This window comes from Bacillus sp. FSL W8-1127 (genome assembly GCF_038006725.1).
GTDB classification, from domain to species: Bacteria; Bacillota; Bacilli; order Bacillales; family DSM-4216; genus Bacillus_O; species Bacillus_O smithii.
The window spans coordinates 269,987-287,807 of record NZ_JBBOVU010000001.1 but is presented as its reverse complement, the minus strand read 5'-3'; the positions used below and the strand labels follow the sequence as shown (position 1 = coordinate 287,807).

General features: G+C 36.9%; 15 protein-coding genes and 1 pseudogene. 3 read left to right on the top strand and 13 right to left on the bottom strand.

The genetic code is table 11. From position 1 onward, the window contains the following. Positions 1 to 125: 125 nt before the first annotated feature. The 4 genes from rhaM to rhaB are packed head-to-tail and all read right to left on the bottom strand — an operon-like array spanning position 126 to position 4,022. Complete coding sequence (rhaM, locus tag NST12_RS01385; protein ID WP_341100076.1) at positions 126 to 440, bottom strand: L-rhamnose mutarotase; 315 nt, start codon at positions 438 to 440, stop codon at positions 126 to 128. A gap of 19 nt (positions 441 to 459) precedes the next feature. After that, positions 460 to 1,293 (bottom strand): rhamnulose-1-phosphate aldolase, encoded by an 834-nt coding sequence (gene rhaD, locus NST12_RS01380; RefSeq protein ID WP_003353999.1) that lies wholly within the window; start codon positions 1,291 to 1,293, stop codon positions 460 to 462. Positions 1,294 to 1,297: 4 nt separating this feature from the next. After that, the gene (gene rhaA / locus NST12_RS01375) at positions 1,298 to 2,581 is read right to left on the bottom strand and encodes an L-rhamnose isomerase (protein WP_003354000.1); all 1,284 of its coding nucleotides are present in this window, start codon (positions 2,579 to 2,581) and stop codon (positions 1,298 to 1,300) included. Continuing rightward, entirely contained in the window at positions 2,550 to 4,022 is a 1,473-nt protein-coding gene (gene rhaB / locus NST12_RS01370; RefSeq protein WP_048622475.1) for a rhamnulokinase, read from the bottom strand. The genes rhaA and rhaB overlap by 32 nt, the downstream gene beginning before the upstream one ends. Before the next feature lie 365 nt (positions 4,023 to 4,387). Between rhaB and NST12_RS01365 the strand changes: the two genes are divergently transcribed. Beyond that, positions 4,388 to 5,146: a DeoR/GlpR family DNA-binding transcription regulator gene (locus tag NST12_RS01365; protein WP_003354003.1), complete on the top strand. Its 759-nt coding sequence runs from the start codon at positions 4,388 to 4,390 to the stop codon at positions 5,144 to 5,146. Positions 5,147 to 5,392: 246 nt separating this feature from the next. Here NST12_RS01365 and NST12_RS01360 read toward each other — a convergent pair whose 3' ends face one another. From NST12_RS01360 to NST12_RS01330, 7 genes are all read right to left on the bottom strand, one after another. Beyond that, positions 5,393 to 6,445, bottom strand: coding sequence for a galactitol-1-phosphate 5-dehydrogenase (locus tag NST12_RS01360; RefSeq protein WP_341100075.1), 1,053 nt, complete (start codon positions 6,443 to 6,445; stop codon positions 5,393 to 5,395). A 295-nt stretch (positions 6,446 to 6,740) separates the two neighbouring features. Further along, on the bottom strand, positions 6,741 to 7,772 hold the full coding sequence (locus NST12_RS01355; RefSeq protein WP_341100074.1) for a zinc-binding dehydrogenase: 1,032 nt from the start codon (positions 7,770 to 7,772) through the stop codon (positions 6,741 to 6,743). 36 nt (positions 7,773 to 7,808) lie between these two features. Next, the gene (locus NST12_RS01350) at positions 7,809 to 9,071 is read right to left on the bottom strand and encodes a PTS galactitol transporter subunit IIC (protein WP_327796772.1); all 1,263 of its coding nucleotides are present in this window, start codon (positions 9,069 to 9,071) and stop codon (positions 7,809 to 7,811) included. 69 nt (positions 9,072 to 9,140) lie between these two features. After that, positions 9,141 to 9,428, bottom strand: coding sequence for a PTS sugar transporter subunit IIB (locus NST12_RS01345; RefSeq protein ID WP_003354007.1), 288 nt, complete (start codon positions 9,426 to 9,428; stop codon positions 9,141 to 9,143). A gap of 2 nt (positions 9,429 to 9,430) precedes the next feature. Continuing rightward, complete coding sequence (locus tag NST12_RS01340) at positions 9,431 to 9,910, bottom strand: PTS sugar transporter subunit IIA (protein WP_270583898.1); 480 nt, start codon at positions 9,908 to 9,910, stop codon at positions 9,431 to 9,433. Positions 9,911 to 9,943: 33 nt separating this feature from the next. Further along, the gene (locus NST12_RS01335; protein ID WP_341100073.1) at positions 9,944 to 11,998 is read right to left on the bottom strand and encodes a BglG family transcription antiterminator; all 2,055 of its coding nucleotides are present in this window, start codon (positions 11,996 to 11,998) and stop codon (positions 9,944 to 9,946) included. Positions 11,999 to 12,349: 351 nt separating this feature from the next. Continuing rightward, a complete protein-coding gene (locus NST12_RS01330; protein ID WP_270583896.1) occupies positions 12,350 to 12,958 on the bottom strand; it encodes a TetR/AcrR family transcriptional regulator in 609 nt (202 codons plus the stop codon). Between the two features lie 121 nt (positions 12,959 to 13,079). Between NST12_RS01330 and NST12_RS01325 the strand changes: the two genes are divergently transcribed. After that, the gene (locus tag NST12_RS01325) at positions 13,080 to 13,649 is read left to right on the top strand and encodes a cysteine hydrolase family protein (RefSeq protein WP_341100072.1); all 570 of its coding nucleotides are present in this window, start codon (positions 13,080 to 13,082) and stop codon (positions 13,647 to 13,649) included. A gap of 202 nt (positions 13,650 to 13,851) precedes the next feature. Here NST12_RS01325 and NST12_RS01320 read toward each other — a convergent pair whose 3' ends face one another. Continuing rightward, positions 13,852 to 14,193, bottom strand: coding sequence for a nucleotide pyrophosphohydrolase (locus NST12_RS01320; protein WP_445662335.1), 342 nt, complete (start codon positions 14,191 to 14,193; stop codon positions 13,852 to 13,854). A 175-nt stretch (positions 14,194 to 14,368) separates the two neighbouring features. Between NST12_RS01320 and NST12_RS01315 the strand changes: the two are divergent. Beyond that, positions 14,369 to 14,700, top strand: a pseudogene (locus NST12_RS01315) (thioredoxin family protein). 162 nt (positions 14,701 to 14,862) lie between these two features. Here the strand turns inward: NST12_RS01315 and NST12_RS01310 are convergent. Continuing rightward, the gene (locus NST12_RS01310) at positions 14,863 to 17,820 is read right to left on the bottom strand and encodes a type III restriction-modification system endonuclease (protein WP_328203111.1); all 2,958 of its coding nucleotides are present in this window, start codon (positions 17,818 to 17,820) and stop codon (positions 14,863 to 14,865) included. Between the last annotated feature and the right edge of the window lies 1 nt (position 17,821).

The following is a 17,821-nucleotide window of genomic DNA, read 5'->3' as shown; positions in this document are numbered from 1 at the left end:
GGTATTTCGATATCCCTAAATTAACCGTAATGGGTTACATAAGCTGTTTCAGTTTTTTAAACATCTGACACCACATACATGAATGTGATACACTATTTATTGGTATGCGGTGCCTTACCCCTGTCTTAATCCAAATGGAAAACTTCTTGTAATTCAATGGAAACGGGACTGTTATCTTCGTCAGTTTCCATCAAAGGTTCCATATAAGCCCACCATTTTTTACAAATCTCAGTTTGTGCTATTTTCTCATATAATGCTTCATCTTCTACTTCCAGGTAAGCGAACAGTCTACCTGTTTTGCTATCTAAAAAAATTGAATAGTTCTTAACACCATGAGCCTTTAATTCTTTTTTCATCTCAGGCCAAACTTCATTATGACGTCGTTTATATTCTTTATATTGATCTTTGTGTACAAACATGATGCTTGCTTTTCTAACCAACTTCGTTCACCTCTTTGATTCAAGATTCCAACTCCAACACACCTGGCCTTGGAACAACTCCGAATGCTTTTGCTAAATCATGTAATTGTTGATCAGTTATTGTTTGTTTAACTCCCCCTTGTGTACAAACAATTGTGTAAACTTGTGCGGCTTTTTCTGCAGTTTCAATTAATCCAAAGGTTTCATCCATGGTTGTACCTGCACCGAAAATACCATGATGCGGCCATAATACAAGACGGACATCTTTCATTTTTTCAGCTGTCGCACGTCCAATCGAATCCGTGCCCGGTACCATCCACGGAATGATTCCAACCCCTTCCGGAAAAACAACTATACATTCTGTACACATTTTCCACAAAGTTTTTGAAAATGCGATCTCATCTAAAGGATGAGTAAATGTCATCCCAATTAAATGCGTTGCATGGCAATGTATAATGACACGATGATTTGGATCGACTTTAAGACGTTGGATATGACCCATGAAGTGCGTAGGTAATTCACTTGTAGGAAAACCATTATCTTCAAGCCCCCATAAAATTTCAATAGTCTTTCCATCTTTTGTTACTCGAATGATTCCTAGATTTGACTCAGGATCATCCATCACATTTTTGAAATATTTTCCTGATCCTGTCACAATAAAATATTTTCCAGCAAGTTCAGAAGCATCAAACTTTATTGGAACCCTTCTAATCACATGATTCAAATTTAAATAGGGGCTGATTTCTTCTTCTTTTAGTAAATAAGTAATATTTCCCCCGTTACGCTCATCCCACCCTAAACGATAAAGATTTGCAGTTGTTTTCATCATTTCTTGTAAAAACTTTGCTGATAAAATATCTAATTGAACCACCATTTTTTCACCTTTTTTCGCTTAAAGATTTATTTCTATTTAACAATACTTCTTGTTCATAATTTCGTACTTCATTGAGCCATTCTTCGCGAATAGGCACTCCTTGAGATGCACAATAGTAATCCCAAACTGCACCAAACGGATATGTTTTAAACTCTTCTCGGAGAGCAAGACGCGCTGTAAAATCCCCTTTTAGTTCAAGCTCTTTCAATTGTTCAATAGGTTCTAAATAGGCTTTGAGGATTGCTTTAATCATATTACGCATTCCAATAACCCAAGCAGCAACTCTGTTGATACTACCGTCAAAGAAATCAAGACCAATATATGTTTTCTTAAACAAGTCATTTACTACTAGTTCTCTAGCAATTTCCTGCAATTCATCATCTAAAAGAATGACATGGTCACTATCCCAGCGAACAGGTCGACTAACGTGAAGAAGAATACCTTTGTTGAATAACGAAATAGCAGATAATTTATTTGAAACAACTTCCGTAGGATGGAAATGTCCTGTATCTAAACATAATAATTTATTGCGCGTGAGTGCATAACCCATATAGAATTCATGAGATCCCACCACATAACTTTCTGAACCTATCCCAAATAACTTGCTTTCAACTGCATCTAAATTGTATTGTGGATCGATTTCTTCACTAAATACTTCATCCAAAGCTTCCTCTAATCTTTTTCTAGGTGTTAGTCTGTCTACAGGCAAATCTTTGTAACCATCTGGAATCCAAATATCAGTCACGCATGTTTGCCCCAATTCTTTTCCAAAATACTCACCTACTTTACGAGCTCGTTTGCAATGTTCAATCCAAAAATCACGAATTTCTTTGTTCGGATGACTTAATGTAAAACCATCTTCTGATTTCGGATGAGAAAAACAAGTTGGATTAAAATCAAGACCAATTCCTTTTTTCTTTGCCCATTCGACCCATTTTTTGTAATGACGAGGTTCAATTTCATCTAAATCTACTTTTTCATCCGTATCTAAATAAATAGCATGTAGATTTAATTTGTGTTTACCCGGTATTAATGAATACGCTTTTTCTAAATCTTGTCGAAGTTCTTCAGGTGTTCGCGCCGCACCTGGATAATTACCAGTTACTGAAATGCCTCCTGTTAATTCTTGATCTTTATTCATAAATCCACGAACGTCATCACCTTGCCAACAATGCATAGAAATCTTAATTTCTTTTAATTTTTCTAATATTTCATCTACGTTAATTCCATGCTTTAGATAAACTTCTTTTGCATCATCATAAGCTCGTTGCACTTGAGGTGTAATCATCGTAGACTACCTCCTTGTATTGGTTAAGGATCGCTATGCGATCGACATGATTGGGGTGATAAGTTTGAATGCGAAAAGAATGACGAACTAGTTTGCGAGCGGTTTCTAAATCAGAAACCTCTCCTGTCGCAATCATCTGCATAATCAGATTGCCAATAGCCGTTGCTTCTGAAGGTCCGGCAAATACCGTTCTACCACTAAGATCTGCTGTTAGCTGATTAAGCCATTCATTATTAGACCCGCCACCAACAATATGCAATTGTTCTATCTTCTTTCCAGTAATCATTTCAAGTTCATCAATGGCAATCGCATAAATGATGGCCAAATTATTGTAGATACAATTTGCTAATTCTCCTGGAGTTAAAGGGACTTCTTGATTTGTTTCTCGACAGTAATTTTGGATTTCTTCGACCATATTGTCTGGATTTAGAAAACGCTCATGATTAAAATTAACGAACTGTTTAAACGCTTTTACTTTTTTAGCTTCTTCTACAAATTGTGGAAAAGTATAATTTTTAGGCAAGTTTCTTCTGACTTCTTGAATTAACCATAAACCCATAATATTTTTTAAAAAACGAATGGTTTTGAAAACTCCCCATTCATTCGTATAATTTTTATAAAATGCTTGATCATTTATAATCGGTACCTCATTCTCTATTCCAAGTAGAGACCAAGTACCACTGCTTAAATATGCCCAATTTTCTCCAAAACCTGGAGTCCCAACGATGGCCGATGCTGTATCATGAGAAGCCACGGTAATAACTTGGACATTTGGCAAATCGTATGATGGAAACCATTCTTTTTTTAGCTGTCCAAGGAGAGTACCAGGTTCTACCAATCTAGCGAACTGTTCTTTTTTTACAGAGATCATTTCTAAGAGCTCATCATCAAACTGATGATTGTGAATATTTAATAATTGAGTTGTGGAACCATTGGTTTCTTCGGTCACCGCTACACCTGTTAAACAATAGCCAAGATAATCAGGGATCATTAAAATTTGATTTGTTTTAGATAGCTCATTTTTACTGTCTTCAAACAATTGATAAATTGTATTAAATGGTTGAAATTGGATGCCTGTTTTTTGATAAATTTCTTTTTTGGATCGCAACTGTGCTACTTTTTCAATCGTGTTTTTGGTTCTGCCATCACGATATGAAATCGATTCCCGTAAGCGCTTACCTTTATCGTCTAACAAAACATAATCAACGGCCCATGTATCAATTCCTAGTGTACATTGGTCATAGCCCACTGATTTTACTTGTTCTAATCCTTGTAATATTTGGTCTAATAAATGATCCAGATCCCAATAACAGGTCCCTCCTACATTGGTAAATCCATTGGCGAATCGACTGATCTCTTTCATTTCTAATATTCCATTTTTAATTTCACCTAAAACCATTCGTCCGCTGGAAGCACCGATATCAACCGCAACATATTGCATCGGGTCCTCCCTCCTTTGGAACTTGATAATCATTTCTGTATTTTAAACATATATTAAACCAAAAACAAATAAAAATCAACACGAAACAAAACAAATACATGTCTTATTCATTTTGTTTCGTGTTGCTTATTGCATGTTTTGCACAAAATTTTTTTAAATACACTAGCTTTTATTTTGAATTCCGCATATAATGTTTTTCCTTTTTGTGGTTTTTTGTTTGTTTTATCTTCTTTTTTATCATTCAGATCTTTGGTAAACTCAAAAGTAGCAAAATGATAATCCCTTACAAAAGAAAACATTTAGGAACAAACACAAACTGGATACTTTTTAATTTATATACAAAAACAGGAGACGAGGTCATTACCATGTTACCATTTGAACGTCGTGAAAAAATCCTTAACACCTTATACAGAGAGAAGAAGGTTTATGTATCAAACCTAGCTAACGAATTTAATGTGACTGAAGAAACAATACGCCGAGACTTGGAGAAATTAGAAAAAGAGGGCATTGTCACGAGAACTTATGGGGGCGCAGTGTTGAATATACACACAAACGAAGATTTGCCTTATCATACTCGCAATACTACTAATATTGAAGAGAAACGTAAGATTGCTAGTAAAATCCACTCTCTGATCTCAGATGGAGACACTTTAATGGCTGATGCCAGTTCAACCGTTTTCGAAGCTCTAAAAGAATTAAATAACACAAAAGAAGGATTAACTGTACTGACGAATTCAGTGGAATCTTTACGTGAATTTACACAATCAAAATTAAATATCATCTCTACAGGAGGGCTTTTACGAAAACAATCTGGTTCACTGGTTGGCTCAATTGCTGAAAACACAGTACGAAACTACAATGTTGATGTTGTCCTTTTAAGTTGTAAAGGAATTTCATTAACTCATGGCATCACTGAATCAAATGAAAACGAGAGCGATTTAAAAAAACATATGATACGACAAGCAAATAAAGTTATTTTACTAGTAGACCATACAAAATTTGATAAAATAGCTTTTGTGAAATTCCTTGATATATCAGACATCGATTTTCTCATTACAGATACTAAACCACGTGAAGAATGGCTAACATTTTTGGAACAGAACCATATTGAAGTCATCTATTAACTTAAATTTGCTTTTAAACGGAATCAGAACATCAATCTCTCAGCCTTAAAAAATGGATGTAAACAATTGTTTAGTTTAAAAAGTATTGTTAAGATCTCTTCATTCGCATTCCATATACGAAGCTAATTACTATTGTCTTTATGGCTGGTCCCTTTATAGATTGGGGCATCTAAAATAACCTAAGCCCGTTATTTGGGCTTAGGTTATATAAATACTTATAGGCTTCTTAAAAGAGATAACCGTTATTCAGGTCATTTCCGGATAAAACAGAACCTTTCCGTAAAATCCTTCTTTGTTCGTGATTTTTGCAAAAATTTCCGGGCCTTCTTTAAGCGAAAGTCGATGAGATATTAACGGTTTGACATTCATTTTTCCTTTTTTCATATAATCGATGGTCGTGCTCCACTCCTTGCCTGGAAATGGAGCAGAAATCGCATTCCATGAGCCTAATACGGTTAATTCATTTCTTACAATTTTTTCAAAGTAAAATCGCTCAATGCTTACATCGCCGTAAGGGATTCCCATAAAAACAACTTGTCCTCTTCGTTTGGCTAACGCAAAAACTTGTGCCGATGTAATAGGAGAACCAGCTGACTCAATCGCTATATCTACACCTTTTCCATCCGTCCATTCCATCAACTGATCATAAGCTGGTTTTTCAAGTGAGTTTATCACGACATCTGCTCCTACTTCTTTAGCGATGTTTAATTTTTTTTGATCAATATCGATTGCATAGACTTTGCTAGCGCCAAATATTTTTGCCCATTGAACAGCTAGCAACCCAATGTTTCCACATCCCACCACGGCGATCTCTGCTTCAGGTATCCTTGTTGTGCGATAAAGACTGTGGACAACGACAGCTGAAGGTTCAATAAAGACAGCCGTATCAAAATCAATCGTATCCGGTAAAGGAAGAACATTTTCCTCAGGAAGTTTTACATATTCTGCAAATGCCCCAGGATATCTCGACCCGATCACGGTCAATTTTTCACACTGTGATAATATTCCTTTTTTACAGCTGTCACACTTTCCGCAATAAAATGTAGGACATCCTGCTACACGATCCCCTATTTGAACATGATGGACATCAGAACCGATTTCCACTACTTCTCCACAGAACTCATGCCCCCATATCATTCCTTCAACGTAAGGGCCTAGTTTGGCATATCTTGACACATCAGAGCCGCATATCCCCGCTGCTTTTACTTTTATAATCACCTCGTTGCTTTTTTCAATAACCGGCTTTTCTGCTTCTTCGAATCTTAAATCTTTTTTTCCATAAAGCTTTAGTGCTTTCATGAAAGTGTACTTCCTTTCCGATCAGTCTCCATAACCTCCTGTAGTTTCCGTCGAGTGCTCTTATTTTTTGGATAAAACCTATATACTAGTGCCAAACCCAACACGATAGAGTTGATCAACAGCTGATGTTGAAAATAAAAATCGCTCATTGATCTGCCGTACTGCCCGAGTACAAAATCAAGAAATTTCTCAACCATATACGTTTATGTCGCCCGCCTTCCGTTTCCCCCGAATATCTACCAAAATCATTTTCTATTCTCGTACAAGCTGCAATCGAGCATTCTTTTTTCATCCATTATTCTGTCGGTTTTAATATTACTTTAATGGACTCACCGTTCTTAATGACCTTATATGCTTCGTCCCATTGTGTTATATCAAATTGATGAGTAACCAGCGCTTTGGCATTGACGAGTTTTTCATTCATTAAAGCTAATGACGGTTCCCAATCACTTGGCTTTTGGCTTCTCGATCCAATGAAAGTAAGTTCTTTTTGAATAATTTTTTCAGAATCAATAGGGATTTCCGGGTTTTTAAAAATACCGACCTGGACAAATTGTCCTTTCTTTTTCAACAAGTCCAGTCCCATATTCACAGCAAGAACAGCACCGGTACATTCCAAAACAATATCAGCACCATATCCATCCGTTAAACTTTGTACAAGAGCGTTGATATCTTCTTCTTGAATATTGACAGCATAATCAATCCCTAGTTCTTTTGCTTTTTCCAATCGAATTTTATCGTTGGATAAACCCGTGATGACAACGGTTGTTCCATAAGTTTTCGCTATTTGAGCAGTAAGCAAGCCAATCGGTCCAGGTCCTAACACAACGACAACATCGCCTTTTTTTATCGCCGATTTCGAAACAGCATGATGAGCACATGCAAGAGGTTCCGTCATCGCTGCAGATAAATAATCTACATGTTCAGGCAGTCTATGAACGCTCTCTTTTCTAGCAATCACATACTTAGTGAAACTTCCATTTTGTTGCGTTCCCAATCCTTTTCGACTGCTGCATAAATTGTAATCTCCTGATTGGCAGTACTTACATTTGCCGCAAATATAAAACGTCGTTTCGGATGTCACTCGATCTCCAGGTTGAAACTCCGTGACATTTTCGCCAACCTCAACTACTTCACCCGAAAATTCATGTCCTAAAATAACCGGTGCACTCACTTTATAATGCCCTTGAAACGTATGAATATCGGTACCGCATATACCAGAATATTTCACCAATATTTTGACTTGATCTTTTCCTACTTGTGGTTCTTCTACTTCTGCCACTTCTAAGTTTCCGGGACCAAGTTTTGTTTTTAACAGCGCTTTCATTAAAATTCCTCCTTGCTCACGATCAATAAAGACAGATTAATGGATCCAGAAGAATAGCTTATAAATCAAGTAGTTAATTAAGTTTCCACCTTGGTCAATGCTAGATATTTTACTCGCTCCATGAGGCATATGGAATTTGGCATCGATAGCCATTTGCGTATGAAGAGTCGCTAGATCTGTCGCCATGTAAAGAGATAAAGCAATCAGAATCGTTCCTACAATCACCGAATGAATAATGTTCCCTCGAGAAGCGCCAACGATAAATGCAACAATAAATGGAATAGTTGCTAAATCCCCAAATGGGAGTACGTTGTTGCCTGGCAAAATAACAGCTAATACAACCGTGATCGGTACGAGAATCAACGCAGTTGAAATGACGGAGGGGTGGCCAATGGCAACAGCTGAATCCAGGCCAATATAAATATTTTTCGCTCCGAACTTCTTTTGAAGTAATTCTCGTGCCGATTCTGAAATAGGCATAAGTCCTTCCATTAAAATTTTCACCATTCTAGGCATGAGAACCATCACGGCTGACATTGATATGCCGATTTGAATCGTTTTACCAATTGAGTAGTCAGCCAATAATCCCAACACGATTCCAAGAATAAGTCCCATAAAAATCGGTTCACCGAATATTCCGAATCTTTTTTGTATCGTTTCAGGATCGGCGTGTAGATTTTTAACTCCCGGAATCTTTTGAATCAATTTCACCAACGGAATCCCAAGCACAGCATAAGAGATGGTACTTCCTGTAGCGACCGATATGCCCGGTAATCCAAAATAATCTTCTAGCATAGGTGCAGTCCAATCGGCGACTTTTAAACAAACAATTTGGAATAAAATCGCTGCTATTAAGCCTTGAATCATACTGCCTGTTAGAGTATAAACAATCGCTCCCGTAAACGCGTAATGCCAAAAGTTCCAAATATCTACGTTCATGGTTTTAGTTGTTTTCGTCACAAGCATCAATATATTCACTAACAGCCCAAGCGGTATAACAAACGCCGCAATCCTAGAAGCCCATGAGATCGAAGCTGCCGCCGGCCACCCGACATCAATTACATTTAACTGAATTCCAAACCTTTTCACCATCCCATGAGCCGCTGGACCAAGATTGTTAACGAGTAAATCTACTACCATAAAAATTCCTACAAAAGCTACACCGATTGTAAGACCCGCACGAAAAGCTTTTCCCGGTTTTTGTCCGAACAATAGACCCAATAAAAAGATGACGATAGGCAATATAACGGTAGCACCCAGGTCCAAAAATGCTTGTATAGCATCAAAAAATCCCTTCATTTCATTGTCCTCCCGATGTCAACTGGTTAGATTTCATGGGTTCAACATGAAATTTATGTCCTTCATACTCTATTTTTTTAATTCCTCTAAAATTTCTTTTTTCGCCTCGTCTAATCCAATTCCGGTTAAAAACGCTCTTGCATTGATGACCGGGAACGGATATTCCTGCTGCACGATCGTTGTACTAATTAATAAATCCGCCGAATCAACATACGATCCTACTTCGGTAATTTTGATTTGGATAATATCGCAATCAATATGATTTTCTTTACAAATTTCTTCAAGCGCCTTATTAACGATCGTAGATGTAGCAATTCCCGCACCGCATGCAACCAATACTTGCTTTTTCTTTTTCACGTTTATTCCTCTCCTTTTTGTACTCGTAAATCATGAATTAATCGATTTTTAATATTGGTTTTATTTTCTTCTGATAATAAATAATTCAATTCTTCTTCGTTTTGAAATATTTCCATTAATTTTTGAAGAAAGGTTACATGTGACCTTTTCTTATCGATCGCAAGCATAAACACTAATTTAACAGGAGTTTCGGCATTCTTCTCTCCCATGATGCCAAAATGAACTTCCTTTTTTAATATCGCTAGACTAATAGCTTTTTTATTTACATGTTCAGGATCTGTATGAGGGATCGCTACAGATACACTTTTCGTCGGTAAACCAGTCGCATAGTTTTTTTCCCTTTCGATGATCGCTTTTATAAAACTTTCTTTTACTAATCCTTTTTCCATTAAATTAGTCCCCATCATTTTCAATAATTCTTCTTTATCCGTAACCTCCAGATCCGTTAAAATTAATGATTCATCCAAATAAACTCCACACACTCATTCTCTCCTCCAGACTTTCTGAAAAACTATTTATTCGTCTATTGCATATTTCTTCATAATCGCTTGTATCTCTTGAACGGACTGGGCGTGAATGATTTGCTCACGATCGCGGTCATTCCTTACTAGCTTCATTAGCTGCATTAATGCTCTAAGGTGTTGGTCTTTGTCTAACGCAGCAATAATGATGATTAACTGGATAGTATAATCAATGGCGAATGATACTCCTTTTCTTAATCGAAGCATACTCATAGACAGTTCATTGACTCCTTCCTCTGGAGCTGCATGAGGAATCGCGGTATTAGGACCAATGACAATATAAGGATCAGAGTGGCAGCGTTGAATCATGGATTCGACATATTGATGGGTAATATGTTTGCTTTTTAATAATGGCTGAGAGGCCAGCCTGATAGCCTCCTCCCAAGAATGAACAGAATGACGAAATGTAATCGTGGAAGGAGTGATTAATTCATATAAATTGGGATTTCTGTCATTCCACCCATAATCAAAGTAAGAATGGTCTTGACGGATATACTCCATTAACTGCTTAGACAAATTTCTTTTATCTTTGATAACGCAATATTTTTGGATGATTTCCATCATATCTTCTATATTTAATTCGTTTGGCACATATCCGTACAATTCATGCATGACTTGCTTCCGCAGTCTTTTTTTCTCGTCATGTCCAAGAAAAGAATTCACATAGAAAAATTTCTTTTTCGTTTCTACAAAAACTGGTGAAAATACAATGTCATAGTCCATCGGATATTGTTGAAATTCTCGAATGGATAATGAATCCAAAAATATAAATTCCGGAAACAAGTTTCTTAAAGTACTAAACATATATCTGGAAACCGAAACCCCTTTTGGACAGACGACAACAGCTTTCATTCTTTTTCCAATATTTTCTCCTTGCCGTATCATCCATCCCCCTATCAACATCGTGAAATAAATGATTTCGTTTTCCGGAATATCACATCCGATTAGGTGAACTAGCGGTTGGATAGATTTTTTCACAAGATGATGGAGTTCTTTAAAATCCTTGTTCACAACTTCATGCATATTATTCGCTTCAGTTAAGCGATATTTAATACGGTAGTAAGCAGGCTTCATATGAAGAAGCAACTTCTGAATCAACTGTTCCCGGTCTTTTAAAAAAATACATGTATTCTTTTCAAACAATACAAGCATTTCATCTAATGCCTGAACTAGATCAGGTATGATTTCTTGTGTTAACCCTTCTGACCAATATACATTCGTTGTGAGTAAATATAGCGTGATAAAAAGACGTTCCTCTTCCGGCACATCTTTAAAATCATGAAGAATTTCCTCAGTCGCCAAATATTCCTTTGTATCCGAAATTTCTTCATAGTGGATATAAAAGGAATCGATTTGATTCCCTTGCTTAATTCTTTTTAATATAAGCAACAAAATATAGGGCATTAATATAACTTTTTCATCCGTAAATTTTAAATTCAACCGTTTTTCCACTCTTTCTATTTTCTTTTGGAATTCTGCTATTTCTTCATCCGTTATACAAGCCATTCTCTTTATTCTTTCTTTACTTTCATCCATTTTTATAACTTTATCAATCGTCGATACCAGCAATTTACGAATGTTGAGCTCTTTTCCTTCGATTAAATACCCAAATTTTCGTGAATAACGAAACTCAAGACCGTATTCAGAAACAATATTCTTAACCCGTTTCAAGTCATCCAAGGCCGTATTCTTACTTACCTTTAATTCACTCGTAAAATGAATTAATGATAACAATTCATCGCAACATAACAGCATTAATAAAATGATGTTCACACGTTCTATTTTTGATAACTCATTTACATTGCCACATTCCCATTCTTCATCTAGACGAAACTTAGATTTTAAGCCTTTATCTACAAGAAAATAGCCTTTATTTGTTCTATCAATTTCGGGAAGATTCCGACTTTTAAGCCAACCATTAATTTTTTCAATGCTATATCCAATCTGTCTTCGACTTAATTGATATTTTTTCTCTAATTCCTTGCTGCTAATATTCGGGTTTGTCATCACCTCTTTTAGGAGATATCTACTTCTCCCGTCAAGCTGCATTGTATACCTCCTTTCTTTTCACACACATTGTAGCACCAGCAAACATAAATATGGATGCGCTTTCATTCCTTTTTTTGAATATATGCAATACAAAATTGTGATTTACCTTTGGATTGAAGTTTTAGTCGTTTTTGTTTTTGCGAATGAATCAATATGAATATGAGCTCACTTCAAATGCAAGCCACTTAATCAGCGTGAAACTTCCTCTCTAATGTAATAAAGGCAGAGGCAGCGAAGGCTGATTTCGCTGCCATCTGCCCATGAAATTATAAGGTGTGTTTAATACCTGAGAATATAACAGGATGTTGTAGTTCAACTATTACAAGTTGTGTAGCTTTTGGTCAAAAGCACTCATTGAGGCGGAATAAATATAGAACAGAGCTGTTCCAAAATCATCTCAGGCGTATAGCCACGCACCTCTCTTTGAAACAAATAGGAATCGCTGCTTAAAGCCGCCAACAATATATCCGCTCTAAAGACATTGTGAAGATGGGTATGCTCGGCTGCAGACATCTCATCAAAAAGTTCGACAAATAGTTGATGCAATTGGTCATATAGAGGACTTCGAGTTCGGTATCTAAGTCGATTGGTTGGTGCGGAGTCCTCGACTCCTTTAAGCAACTGTGCCTTTTTCTCACGAAAACGGATAAATAAGCTGAGGATCCCTTTCAATCGTTTACTTGGCGGCTCTGTCCGGTTCTGATTCAAGTACGCTTCCATATCTTCAAAAAGCAGGGAAATGTTGTCCTTGATTAAATCCAAACATAATTCACCTTTGTTTCTATAACGACGATAGAGCGTTCCCGAACCGACCTGTGCTTCTGTGGCAATTTGATTCATACTGACTTGTTCAACCCCATATTGCTCAAATAGCCTACGAGCCGCATTTAATATACGCTGACGATTCTCGGCAGCATCACGACGTTCAGAACGAGTGTGGTTTGCATCCGCATCATCCACTATACCATCACTCCCTAGAATATAATACTAATCGCTCTTGACAAGCGGAGAACTCTCCGATTAATATTAAGTGGAGAATTCTCCGTTTAATATTAACATAATGAATAGGAGTGTACAATATATGCAGAATCATCACAATAAAACTGCTCTGTTGGTCATGGATGTGCAAAACGGCATCGTATCGCGTTTCGCCGAAAATGAGAAAGTGCTGCTCCCGTTCCAAAAAGCCGTGGAAGCTGCTCGCCGGCACAACATCCCAGTTATTTTTGTGCGAGTCGGATTTCGCGAAGGCTATCCCGAGATCAGTCCACGGAATAAATCGTTCTCAGCCATTGCTGGACTTGGTGGCATGACCGTCTCAGACGCATCAACGCAAATTCATGAATCGGTGCAGCCCCGACCAGACGAGCCCGTTGTGACAAAGCTTCGCGTGAGCGCGTTTGCCGGCAGCGACCTTGAAGTCATACTACGATCCCGCCAAATCGACACGCTGATTCTCAGCGGTATTGCCACAAGTGGAGTCGTTCTATCGACATTGCGGGAAGCAGCGGATAAAGACTTTGCGCTTACGGTGCTTTCAGATGCATGTCTTGATCATGATCCTGAGGTTCACCGTGTTCTCATGGAGAAAGTGTTCCCTCGTCAGGCAGAGGTGCTGACTGTCGACGATTGGATTGGTACCTTGGATTAAAAATATAGCACCCGCGTCCGCGGGCCCTGACGAAAAAATACAAGCATGGTTCAATGATCATTGTTCATGATTGATTCGCTAGCAATGAAAAAGAGCAAGTATAGCAAAAGGAAGGCTTATATTCATGCCGATTTGGAAAAGGATCGTTTGTTGGTTTGGAATGTTTGTAACCAGTATAGGGATGAGTCAAATTGCCCCTGTTTTACCTCTCTACATATTTTTCAATGGGATATTTTTGTTCGTTTTTCTTTATTTTCTCTTTAATGGCTTCCTCTAAATCAATTTCTAATTCATGCGAAAGCAACAGTGCATAAATGACTACATCGGCTATTTCGTCTTTGATGTTTTCAAAGTTCACTTCTACGGCTTCCTCGCTGCTTTTCCATTGAAAATTCTCCAGCAACTCCCCCGCTTCTAAACTCAATGAAATCGCTAAATCCTTTGGATTATGAAACTGACTCCAATTCCGAGCATCGCGAAATTCAATAATTTTTTGCTGTAAATGTTTCAATACCGTCACCTCTAAATAATGAAATGATTTCATTACGAATTGTATCAAAAGACTAGACAGCTCTGTTGCCTTACCAACTCCAACGTTTCATCGGTATCATCTTGACACACTTTGAGCACCAACGATCTGTTGATGTGATGTGCCGTGTTATAATCACTATACCTTATGGTTTTATCCCTTTACGGAAGGAGATCTACTTTTGAATATCATGAAAGAACTATTTTCTGTCAAAGAAGTCGATGATTTTGTTGACCGTCACGAGTTAGCGTTTTTATATATATCCAGAGATCATTGTAGTGTGTGCCATGATTTATTGCCAAAAATTCAAAATGTCATGGCTGATTTCCCTGATATTCAACTGGCTCTTGTCAATGCCGATCACGTTCCGGAAGTTGCAGGCGTTTTACCATTTTCACCGCCCCCGTTTTGTTGTTATTTGTAGATGGGAAAGAAGTACTTCGGGAAGTGCGATTTGTTCATGTCGAGCCGTTTCGGGAAAAAGTGAAAAAAATTTATTGGTTAACACAAAAAAGAGGGTGACTCATAAAGGCATTCTCAAGTCATCCTCTTTTTCGACTATGAAAATTACTTTTATTAGATATTTATTTTATAAAGAGATATCTAGCGTTGTCTGATATGGCCGGAATTAGAAGTCATTAAACCGCCATTAAAAATTGTGTCTCTTCACATATATTTTAACTATCAACTTAATGCCCGAAGCATAAAATCCTCAACATCTTTTTCAGGACCGATGAATTCAATATTTGTACCGATTGCTTCAAAATGTTTGCGGGCAAATTCAATTTTTGCTCTTTCTTTTGGACGTAAGAATTCCTCGATTTCCGTTCCTTTCGTTTCGAGAACGAAGTATAGTTTTTCTTCACCATCTTTGTCCACGACAAGGGCCCAGTCAGGATTGTAAGAGCCTATAGGAGTGTCGATTTTAAACCAGCTTGGCAGCTTAACATATACTTTGACGTTTTCATCGTTTTCAAAACGCTGAGCGAAACTCGCTTCAATATCCGAATCATAAACGATATGGTCATAAGGTGACTTTTCGCTTTGTATGGCATTATCATTTAGGTACGCAATCAGTTCTTCGCTTTGGAACAGCTCCACCGCATAATACGAATTCTCCCCAATTTTGTAATATTTTACACCGTCCTTTAAAAGCAGCTTCATTTCACGTTGAATAATATTTGTCACTGCCTCAATAAACTTTTGAGGATTGTTTTTAAAATCTTCTAATCGCTTGCAGTTAACCAAAATTCTAACAATCGTTTTTCTTGTTAAGTTCGTACGATTTTGTAATTCTGTAATAACATCTGGCAATGTATGATGAGCGGTGACGTAGTCTTCTATTCGTTTACTCACTGTTTGTCCTTGAATTCCTTCTACTTTGTCCATGGTCACTTTTTCTTTTTGACTTAAAATACGAACCTTGTCAATACGCGGCATTTTTTGAATACTTTCAACGCTTTTCTTAATCAATTGTTCGCTATCGATTTTCACTGAATAAACCGTTTTGTATTTAATTTTATCCCATAACTCAAGGAACTCTTTACTATCTAATATCGCTTTATTCAACTGTACTTTTTTCTTTTTACTTCCGTCTTTTATTGGCAATTGTTTTAAATAATGGTTAATTTCTTTATAAATGGATGACTGCCAAGGTTGAAATTCATCGCTTAGTTTTAAATTATAGTTTTCAAGATCTTCTTTTAATTGCTGAGTTGCCTTACCATGATCATCAATGTAATTCTTTTGTTTCAATTCTTCATATAGTTTCGTTGATAAATCATACCCCATCTGTACAGGTTCTTCAGTATTTTCATCAATATAGACTAATTTAGAAAAGACATGTTTTTCGAATTTACCAAATGTGACTCCTGTCTCTTCTTCCATCTCTTTTTGTAAATTGGCTACAAACTCTTCGTACGATTCATTGGCCATAACTGTTAACGTATTGACGTTATAATCTTGAACACGTTCACCGTTTTGATCAACCGCTAAGCGCAAGCCGCGTCCAATCTCTTGTCGTCTTGACACATACGTTCCTGACGAATCTTTTAACGTACAAATTTGAAACACATTCGGATTATCCCAGCCCTCGCGAAGTGCAGAGTGTGAAAAAATAAATCTTAAAGGCTCGTCCAAACTTAACAAGCGCTCTTTATCTTTCATAATCAAATTATAAACATCGCTATCGGCTTTCGTGTTTCCCTTTGTATCTTTTAATTTTCCTTTTTTATCTTGGGCAAAATACCCGTTATGTACTTTTTCTACGTCCATATTGACATCGATATCATTAAATAATGTATGATATTTTGGCTTTTGAATTAATTTATTGTACTCTTCTTCAAACATAATGGCATATTTTCCTTTTATGGGATTGCCATCTTTGTCATAATCCCGATAGTTTGCCACTTTGTCAATGAAGAAAAGACTTAATACTTTTATTCCACGTGGTTTAAGGCGTAATTCTTTATCTAAATGTTCTTCAATCGTTTTGCGTATTTGATATCGTTTCATTTCATCATCGTCAATATCGCCAATGACATCGCCTATACGCAAATGATGACCGTTTACTTCAATGGATTCATTTCCTTGCGTCCAATCAATTTGTTCAACAATATAACCACGGTATAATTCACGTTCCCCCGAAATATCGTATAAGTCATCTCCATATTTGACCGTTTTAGTTTTCCGCTTCACTTTTCCACGTGATTCAACATCAATCTCAATTTTTGCTTTTCCTTCTTTTACTTCGAGTAATTTAATATAAGGTAAATTATAGGACGGTTCTGAACGGATAGACATTACTTCTATTTTCTTCACAAGTTTTTGATTATACGCATCAACCGCATCAAGACGGTAGACCATATTATATTTGTCAACATGGGTAGCAGAATAACGCAACGTACATAACGGATTCAACGACTTTATCGCCATTTTCGACTTTGGCGTCGTATCGACACTTTGCGGTTCATCAATGATAACAATCGGATTTGTTTGTTGAATAAATTCAATCGGTTTATAACCGTTTAAACGATCGTTGGTTCGGTGAATAACATTCGCTTTATCCTCTTTTTCTGGGTCTTCAAAACTCTTGCGAAACGCATCGATATTAATAATCATCACTTGAATGGTTGTCGCAGTAGCAAAGTTTCGAACTTGATCTAGCTTTTGTGAATCATAAATAAAATACTCTAATGGAGTATGATCATACAATTCGTTAAAATGCTCTTTTGTAATTTGCAGTGATTTATATACCCCTTCCCGAATCGCCACAGAAGGCACAACAATGACAAACTTTGTAAAACCATAATGTTTATTTAATTCGTAAATCGTCCGTAAATACACATATGTTTTTCCTGTCCCTGTCTCCATTTCGACCGTAAAATTCATTCCATCGAGGGTCTCACTTCGCGGTAAGCCGTTTTTCATTTGGATTTCTTGCACATTTTTTAAGATTTCATAAGACGTTAGATCCAAACGATTTCCTATGCCTAATGCTGTTTGAATCATACCCGCTTGTTCTTGGGTTCCATAATAAACGGTAAAATTGGACTGTTTCATCTTTTGTCCATTAAATATTTGCACAACGGAATCAATGGCTTGTTTTTGATAGTCTAAGTCAGAAATAAACTTTAATTTCATG